We start from the raw sequence: 9,008 nt of genomic DNA on the forward strand, positions 1-9,008 counted from the left end.
AACACGCAACACGCAACACGCAACACGCAACACGCAACACGCAAACTAGCATCTAGTTTTGCCTATCCCTTTCGAAAATTTAAAATTGCTACTTTAATGTTAATCGCTTTTTTAATTTTACCCTACAGTTGTGAAAAAGAAGAACGGATAGAAGCAAGTAACAAAGCTAAATTTTATGCACCAACTATTTTTGATGCCAAAAGAAACTTTGAGCAACAATCAACTTTAAACTTTAAGGATGCCAATAATTATTTTCAAAGTCGAGAGTTACAAACAAGCCTGAGTATTGATTGGGAGCTGTCTCAAACCAAAAAATACAAAGACGAACCCGAGCAAGAGGTTGATATTTTATACACACCCATCTACATTAATAACGATGCACAAGCCAAAATGTTTTTAGGATCTGTAGAATATAACGGTATTGTAGCGTCTAATCTGTTTTTTTTATATTATACCGATACTGAAAATACGGACACTTTTTCGGGTTATATTTTACGTTTTGACCTTGATGGTGTTTTACAAACAGCATCTAAATACATAAACGGAGTTCTAGTTGATCCTGATAATATAAGCGAGGGCACATTGGGTAGAAGTAGTAATTCAGAATGTACAGATTTCGCTACTTTATTTCAGTGTCTAGCTGACTATTTTGGAAACTTAGATGCTTCAAATTGGCACTTAGGCGGATTGTTAGATGAGGTTGTGGTTACTGCATACCTAGACGCAGGCCCTTCAGGTCCAGGCAGTAGCTCCAACCCATTTGACACTGCAATGTCATACCCCATAAACATTTTACCGGTAGATATTGACGATTCGAATTCCCTTGGCGGCGTTAGATTGCCTTGGTGGTCTGTAAACCGTGTTACTGCCAACGGCTTTAACGTGTTACAATGGTTAGAAATTCATCCGCTTACACTAGAAGGTCAATGGCTAATGACCGAAGCCACTGACGAGCAATTGCAAGAAATAGCAAATTTTCTAAACGCTCACATGTTTAGAATTAGAGACGAATTTCCTGATTTAGATGGTTTTGAGCCTGCAAATAGCTCAACTGCAAGTACGGGGTATGCGATTAGTGAAAGTGCAAGTGGAATGGCTGTGGATGTGATTGGGTTTTTGATGGATAATCCAAATATTTCATTAGAATTTGACCCAAATCTAAACAATGACAATACTATAGAGTTTGACTCCCTAACTGAATTTGAGCTATTTTTTAACAACCCTAATGTAACTTTTGAAAACATTATAGATGATGATGGTTCAATTAGAATAAAAAATTTCACATTTAACTTTTTAGCAGGTATTTTCTCACATGCTATCAAGGTTGAAATAGAAACCGTGATACCCGATGCCAATTCATGTGAATGCATGACAATTAACGGCGTAACTACAATTCTTATTGGCAATACCACCTTGGTTGAGTGGGAACAAATTGGTGATTATAGAACTGAAATTTCAAATGATGGAAGTCAAATTAAAGTTATAGTAAGAGGAACAAAAACTACAGGAATAAAAATTAGTGGCTTTCCTTTTAGAACAACTCAATTAGTATCATTTATATTAACTTTTGACCATTCTACGGGCAACACTATTGATTACATTATGTTAACAGAATAAAAACACCAAACACAGACATTATGAAACTGATTATATCTTACTTTTTAACGCAACTACCTCAAGAGGTTTATGAAAAGGAAATTAATGTATTTAAAGAGCACCCTGACGAAGCGATTGTTATTATTATTTATTCTATTATGGCCGTCGCCATAACCATTGCTCTAATTTATCTTTATATTTTAATAATTAAATATTTAAGGCTAAAAATTAAAGCAATGAAAAAAATTCAGGATTAAGTAGCGAATTAAATTGTCTATCAATCGAATTTAAAACAAAAAACTCCATTTTCAAAAAACATTGAAAAGGGGTTTTTGTTTTGTATTTTTAATGACCTAACAGATTTAATATGTTGCAGTGGCCGGAAATACATCCGCTCACATTTGAAGGACAATGGCTAATGACCGAAGCCACCACAGACCAATTACAAGAAATAGCCGATTTTTTAAACGACCACATGCAAAGAATTAGAGACCAAAATCCTGATTTAAACGGATTAGACCCCGAAAATAGCAATACTTCTAGTACGGGGTATGCGATTGATGAAACTGCAAGTGGAATTGCTTTGGATGTGATTGGGTTTTTGATGAATAATCCCAATGCTTCATTTGAATTTAGTCCTGAATACGTAAATCTTATCGGAAACATTAATAATACAATTCCTAATAATTATCCAAGTACTCAAAATAATTACCCTAAGGCAATTCGAGATTTATCTAATTTTTTAAGACTTTATGGCGAGGAAGAACATGAAATAGTTGCAGACTATTTCGAATCTTTGATAGATGACTTTGAATCTATGACAATGGGTGAAGTTCACGACATCTATATAAACTTAAAACATATTGCTGATGAAATTCCGAAACTGTATTTTAACGCCATAGCCAATGTTTATTTTAGCGATTTAGTTATGCCCGTATTAACCAACGCAATACTAAACGGTAGTGCAAATTTAGTTACCAAATTATTACAAAGAATTCCAATTGGTAATGTTATGCTTGGCGAACGATTAAACAGATGGGTTCAGCACATCTCTCAATTAGGTGTACAAGGTAATCAAACTCATGTGAGAATTGTAAGCACCTCCCAACCAGTAGCTAATGCGCAGTCAATTTTTAATACACTTACACGTAATGCCATATCTACTTCAACTAATTCAAGTGGCACCATAGTAGCTAACATGGGTAACGGAAATTTTATTACCTTTAGAACAGTATCTAGCACAAATTTTCCTGCTACAATTGATTTTAATTTTCCATTAATATTTGGTCAAAACGTAACTAAGGTTATTAAATTTACAGCACTATGAGAAATTCTTTTTATTTCAATAAAGAAAAAATAGGCTTATTTTGTCCAGGTTCATTCGAGTTTATAAATCATCTCATTAGTCAACTTGGTTATTCCCAGAGCAATTATGATAATGAGAATGTTAAAGAATCTATTTTAAAATTTTTAGAGTTTTTATTTGAATTAGATATAATAAAAATCTATTCATTAGAGTATGGATATAAACCAAATCAAGGATCATTGTCCAAGAAAGAAGCATTGGATTATATTAATTTAAAATGGAAAAAGAATTATGAATATCCAGATTTTTATAATCTAGTACTGATTGGACCTCAAGATTGGTATATTCAAAAATTAGAAGCTCTAGGGATGACCCATACAACCAATTGGAAAACTTTTGTTGAGGAACAAATTGGCGATTTAGAGCAATGGATTGAACTCAATAAACCCATAGATTAAATTCATTAATGATTACTATCAACCCGCTTTTGAAAGTTAAAGTGGGTTGTTTGATTTTAATCTATAGAACATGAACAGTTTGTTTAATTGTTGTGCATTTGTTTTGTATATTTAAAAAAGTCAACGGCTTTCAATTTATTACAATGGTGAGAAATTCATCCGCTTACACTAGAACGAGCAATGGCTAATGACCGAGGCTAGCAACGAGCAACTGCAAGAAATAGCCAATTTTTTAAATGCGCATATGTTTAGAATTAGGAATGAATTTCCTGATTTAGATGGTTTTGAGCCTGAAGGTAGCAATACTTCAAGTACTGGTTATGCGATAAGTACATACATAAGAAACTTTCTAATTATTGGAATAAATGCCTTATTAAATGATGGAGAGGTAGATTTTGATGAATATTTAATTTATAATCCAGCTTTAGATGAGGACTATCTAAACCGTATGGCAGTTCAAGAAAGAGAAATATATAATGGGTTAAATTTGAATCAAAAAAAACATTATCTAATGAGTGCTCAGCAAGCAACTCATTTTACTCAAATTTATTATCCAGAATCTCTATGGAACGGTAAGGGTGATGCATTTAGACATGGTTTATGGAATGCTTTGGCAACAACAAGACTTGGAATTGACTTGACTCAACAACTAACCACAGCACATGAATCAGATTCACTTGATCCAAATTATGATAATCACTTTAAAGAAAAAGAAATGGATCTTTTTAATAATGAAATTGGGAGTTTACACTCAAATAATTTAGTAAATATTATGCTCATTAACATGGAACAAGGAACATTAAGATATTTAAATAATCTAACAAATGGTAGTTCTGGTATGGCAACCAATGCATCTACCCTAATACCAACAAATCAATAATCCTGAAACCGTTTATATTATTTCTCATTTTTATTTTACAGTTCGGTTGTGTCAACAATCAACCAGATAAAATTAACGTTCAAATAACAGATTTCTCAATTGAAAAGGAATTTGTTTTAAAACCAATTCAAAATAAAAGCTATGTTAGTGCCTATTTTAAAATTAAAGGTTTTTCTAATGATACTATAAAAATTGATGCCATTAGAAAATTAGAACTCATCGGTAATTTTGACACCATATTACGATCAGACTATTATGGAGATTATAATATTAAAATAAAATTCAGTCCTTATAAAGCAATTAAAGGTAATGTAAAAATATCAGGTACTTTATAAAAGTTCTAGCTAATAAAAAAAGTTTTAAATTAGTTCTACAATAAATTTTCGTTTCAAATAATTCAAGAAAATGGAGATATTTGTTTAAACAACTCAATTAATAACATTTGTAATTATTTTGAGCATGCTATGGTCAATATTATTCATTACAAAATGTTAATAGAATAAAACGATAAACATAGACATCATGAAACTGTTTAAATCTTACTATTTACAGCAAGTGCGTCAAGAGATTTATGAAAAAAGAAATAAATGTATTTAAAGAACATCTAGACGACGCTATTGTTATTGTCATTTATTCTATTTTGGTTATTGCCATACCAATAGCTCGAATTTATCTATATATTTTATTAGTGAAATATTTGAGGTTAAAAATTAAAGCGATGAAAAAACTTCAGGATTAAGTATCGATATAATTTTTTTATCAATCAAATTTAAAACAAAAAACCCCTTTCAATCCCGATAGCTATCGGGTGAAAGGGGTTTTTACTAGATATTATTTAATTTCCTTACCATTTTTGTCATAAAAATGATACTCAAGATATGTGTAAGCGTCTCTTGGTAAAACTTTAACCCATTTTTTATGTTCCATAAACCACTTAGTACGAATGGATGGAAATCCTTTTGTTAAAAAAGCTGCTATAAACGGATGCGCGTTAAGCGTTATTTTTTTATAGTCTTTTTTGAAAATCCGTTCTAAATCGATACCAATTTTTTGAATAATTTTAATTGGTGCTTCAATTTCTTCGCCGTTTAAAGCGTCGGGATTTTCTTCTTGTGTTTTAATATTGCGCTCCGGACGTACGCGTTGTCTTGTAATTTGTATAAGACCAAACTTACTTGGAGGCAATATTTTGTGTTTTGCTTTGTCATCTTGCATTTCGTCACGCAAGTGATTGTACAATTTTTTTCGGTTTTCGGCCCGATTCATATCAATAAAATCTATCACAATAATGCCGCCCATATCGCGTAAACGCAATTGGCGTGCAATTTCGGTTGCAGAGATTAAATTGACTTCTAATGCCGTGTCCTCTTGGTTTTTTTCTTTGTTAGATCGGTTACCACTATTCACGTCTATAACGTGTAAAGCCTCGGTGTGTTCTATAATAAGATAGGCGCCTTTTGCCATTGAAACCGTGCGGCCAAACGATGTTTTTATTTGTCGTTCAATACCATACTTTTCAAAAAGCGGGACTCCATTTTTATAAAACTTCACAATCGATTCTTTATGTGGCGCAATTTCTTGCACGTAATCTTTTACTTGTACGTGAAGTGTTTCGTCATCTACTATAATGCCCGAGAAAGTATCATTAAATATATCTCTAAGTATTGATGATGCTTTATTCATTTCACTCATCACTTTGGTAGGATGATGCGCTTTGTACAATTTTTTACACATAGCCGTCCATTTGTCAAGAGAATTTTGAAGGTCTCTATCTATGTCAGCTACTTTTTTGCCTTCGGCAACGGTTCTAACAATAACACCAAAACCTTTAGGTGCTATGCTTTTAACCAATCGTTTTAAGCGTTCCTTTTCTTCGGCAGACTCAATCTTCTGTGAGATTGAAATACGGTCCGAAAAAGGCACTAAAACAATGTATCTACCAGCGATAGAAAGCTCAGAGCTTATCCTTGGTCCTTTGGTAGAAATTGGTTCTTTTACTATTTGTACTAAAATTGATTGATTAGATTTTAAAACATCGGCTATTTTACCATGTTTGTCAATATCTTTCTCAAATGGGAAGTTTTTGAGAGAATAGTCTCTCTGTTTACCTGTGCTTACACTTTTTACGAATTTCAACACCGAAGCAAATTGCGGTCCCAAATCATGGTAATGCAAAAAGGCGTCCTTTTCATAACCCACATTAACAAATGCAGCGTTAAGTCCGGGAACAGCTTTGCGTACTTTAGCAATAAAAATATCACCAACGGCAAAATTGTTGTCCTCTTCTTCTTTGTGTAATTCGATTAATTTTCCATCTCTTAGTAAGGCAAAATCAACAATATCGGAAGTTGATCTAATAATCAGTTCTTTTTCCATGATGTTAATTTAAATCCGTCTTCAAAATAAAGACAGATGGAGTTACTGTAATTAATTGACACAGGATTTCCCAATAGGATTGCTATCGGGTTAAATCCAGCAAATCTTAAATAAATACCATCACTAGTTTTGACTTAAGATTCTATATCAAAGAACGTTTTTAAAACTGAAAAAGTAGTTAAAAAACTACTTTTTCAGCTTATTTCTTTTTCTTGTGACGATTAGCACGTGCACGTTTTTTTCGCTTATGCGTCGCTACCTTGTGTCTTTTTCTCTTTTTACCACTTGGCATAATTATCTTGTTTGTTTATTAATGAATGGTTATTATTTTTTAACTTTAACCTTACTCTTTACTCCTTCTACAAACACTTTAGCTGGTTTAAAAGCTGGAATGTTATGAGCTGGAATTTTTATTGTGGTGTTTTTAGAGATATTTCTTCCTGTTTTTTCAGCTCTTTTCTTAACTATAAAGCTACCAAAACCTCTCAAATAAACGTTTGTTCCTCCTTCTAATGAAGCTTTTACTTCTTCCATGAAAGATTCTACTGTGGCTTGAACATCGCCTTTTTCGATTCCTAATTTGTCGGAAATCTTTGCAACTAAATCTGCTTTTGTCATTTTTTTGTCTTTTAGGGTTATCTATTAATTATAAGGGATGCAAATATAGGTAATTTAATTTCAATAATTCAAACGTAATTAATTAAAATTTAACGTAGTAAACGATTATTTTTGCACCAACATGCCCGAACCTATGAATTTCACTCAAAAAATAACAAATTGGTACTCAGTAAATAAACGCGATTTACCGTGGCGAAAAACCAATAATCCGTACCATGTTTGGCTATCAGAAATTATTTTACAACAAACTCAAGTTAAGCAAGGATTACCATATTATGAAGATTTTGTTAAGACTTTTCCCACCGTTGAAGACCTTGCAAATGCACCTCAGGAACAGGTATTAAAACTTTGGCAAGGCTTGGGCTACTATTCGAGAGCTAGAAATTTGCACGAAACCGCTCAATTTATTGTTAATGAGCTTAACGGAGTTTTCCCATCCAATTATACCGACTTATTAAAACTCAAAGGTGTTGGCGAGTATACTGCCAGTGCAATTGCATCTATCTGCTTCAATGAATCTAAAGCCGTTGTTGATGGCAATGTATACAGAGTGCTTTCGCGGTTCTTTGGAATTGACCTTCCTATTAATTCAACTGAAGGAATTAAAGAATTTAAAAAACTTGCACAAAGTTTGATTGACCATAAACAGCCCGGAAACTATAATCAAGGTATCATGGAGTTTGGCGCCATACAATGCAAACCGCAAAATCCCGATTGTGAAATTTGTCCTTTAAATACCGGATGCGTGGCACTTCAACAAAAATTGGTTGAAACACTTCCTGTAAAACTTAAGAAAACCAAGCTTGAAATTAAATACTTCAACTTTTTAGTGTTCATTTCCAATGACCGCAAAACTATTTTCGAGAAAAGAGACGCAAAAGGAATTTGGCACAATCTGTATCAGTTTCCTTTAATTGAAACCGAAAAACCGGCAAACCTTCAACAGATTGAAAGCAGCAAACTATTAAAGGAATACGCCGGGAGTGATTTATATGAAATTATAAGTTATAATGAAGAATCCATAATTCACAAATTAACACATAGACATTTACACACCAAGTTTTGGATAGTTGAAGTCAACCAACTACCAGCACTGTCAATTCCCTTTGAAAGTGTTAAGCTATATCCAACGCCACGATTGATAAGTCGATTTCTAGAAACATTCAAAGTGATTTAAGTTTTTATTCCTCACAAAATTTTGTTACTTTTAAATTAACATAATAAATTACTTCAGTGCAAGAGCACCAAGCAGTTTATATGAACATACATCGAGCTTTGAGGTAGGTCATTAAGCATTTAAATCTCGATTATCGAGTAAAACAACTAACTTTACATCATAAAATTATAAATTATGTCTGGTACATTAAATAAGGTAATGCTGATAGGGCATTTGGGCGATGAAGTAAAAATGCATTATTTTGAAGGTGGGAATTGTATTGGCAGATTTCCAATTGCAACCAATGAAGTTTATACCAATAAAAGCACCAACGAGCGTATTTCAAATACCGAGTGGCACAATATTGTGGTAAGAAATAAAGCGGCTGAAATTTGCGAAAAATATCTCAGCAAAGGCGATAAAGTATATATTGAAGGCCGATTAAAAACCAGAAAATGGACCGATGACAAAGGCTTAGAACGCTACAGTACAGAAATACACTGTATCGATTTTACCTTTTTAACTGGAAAATCAGAGGGTGAAAATTCACAACAAACCACGGCTAAACCACAAAGTCACACACAATCGTCTTCTCCAACTCAAGAACATAGCGTTGAA

The 9,008-nt window shown here is 32.9% G+C and carries 9 protein-coding genes; 7 read left to right on the top strand and 2 right to left on the bottom strand.

Features of this window, described 5'->3' with window-relative positions; all coding sequences use genetic code 11:
* From V7Z48_RS12730 to V7Z48_RS12750, 5 genes are all read left to right on the top strand, one after another.
* Positions 1–1,617, top strand: a 1,617-nt coding sequence (locus tag V7Z48_RS12730) for a hypothetical protein (protein ID WP_334113956.1), incomplete at its 5' end; no start/stop codon positions are given.
* Positions 1,618–1,637: 20 nt separating this feature from the next.
* Positions 1,638–1,853 carry a hypothetical protein gene (locus V7Z48_RS12735; RefSeq protein ID WP_334113958.1) on the top strand — a complete coding sequence of 72 codons (216 nt, stop codon included), beginning with the start codon at positions 1,638–1,640 and terminating at the stop codon, positions 1,851–1,853.
* 110 nt (positions 1,854–1,963) lie between these two features.
* Positions 1,964–2,923: a hypothetical protein gene (locus V7Z48_RS12740; protein WP_334113960.1), complete on the top strand. Its 960-nt coding sequence runs from the start codon at positions 1,964–1,966 to the stop codon at positions 2,921–2,923.
* Positions 2,920–3,360, top strand: a complete 441-nt coding sequence (locus V7Z48_RS12745; RefSeq protein WP_334113961.1) for a hypothetical protein — start codon at positions 2,920–2,922, stop codon at positions 3,358–3,360. Before V7Z48_RS12740 ends, V7Z48_RS12745 begins: the two co-directional genes overlap by 4 nt.
* A 187-nt stretch (positions 3,361–3,547) precedes the next feature.
* Positions 3,548–4,240 carry a DUF6973 domain-containing protein gene (locus V7Z48_RS12750; RefSeq protein ID WP_334113963.1) on the top strand — a complete coding sequence of 231 codons (693 nt, stop codon included), beginning with the start codon at positions 3,548–3,550 and terminating at the stop codon, positions 4,238–4,240.
* Between the two features lie 831 nt (positions 4,241–5,071).
* Here V7Z48_RS12750 and V7Z48_RS12755 read toward each other — a convergent pair.
* Both V7Z48_RS12755 and V7Z48_RS12760 read right to left on the bottom strand, forming a co-directional pair.
* Entirely contained in the window at positions 5,072–6,616 is a 1,545-nt protein-coding gene (locus V7Z48_RS12755) for a ribonuclease E/G (protein WP_334113965.1), read from the bottom strand.
* A gap of 324 nt (positions 6,617–6,940) precedes the next feature.
* Positions 6,941–7,234 carry an HU family DNA-binding protein gene (locus V7Z48_RS12760; protein ID WP_334113967.1) on the bottom strand — a complete coding sequence of 98 codons (294 nt, stop codon included), beginning with the start codon at positions 7,232–7,234 and terminating at the stop codon, positions 6,941–6,943.
* Between the two features lie 133 nt (positions 7,235–7,367).
* Here V7Z48_RS12760 and mutY point away from each other — a divergent pair, with 133 nt between their 5' ends.
* Both mutY and V7Z48_RS12770 read left to right on the top strand, forming a co-directional pair.
* The gene (gene mutY / locus V7Z48_RS12765; RefSeq protein ID WP_334113968.1) at positions 7,368–8,411 is read left to right on the top strand and encodes an A/G-specific adenine glycosylase; all 1,044 of its coding nucleotides are present in this window, start codon (positions 7,368–7,370) and stop codon (positions 8,409–8,411) included.
* A 174-nt stretch (positions 8,412–8,585) separates the two neighbouring features.
* A partial coding sequence (locus tag V7Z48_RS12770; protein WP_334113970.1) for a single-stranded DNA-binding protein occupies positions 8,586–9,008 on the top strand: 423 nt, incomplete at its 3' end.

The sequence above is a fragment of the Paucihalobacter sp. genome (genome assembly GCF_036825875.1).
In the GTDB taxonomy this organism is placed as follows: domain Bacteria; phylum Bacteroidota; class Bacteroidia; order Flavobacteriales; family Flavobacteriaceae; genus Paucihalobacter.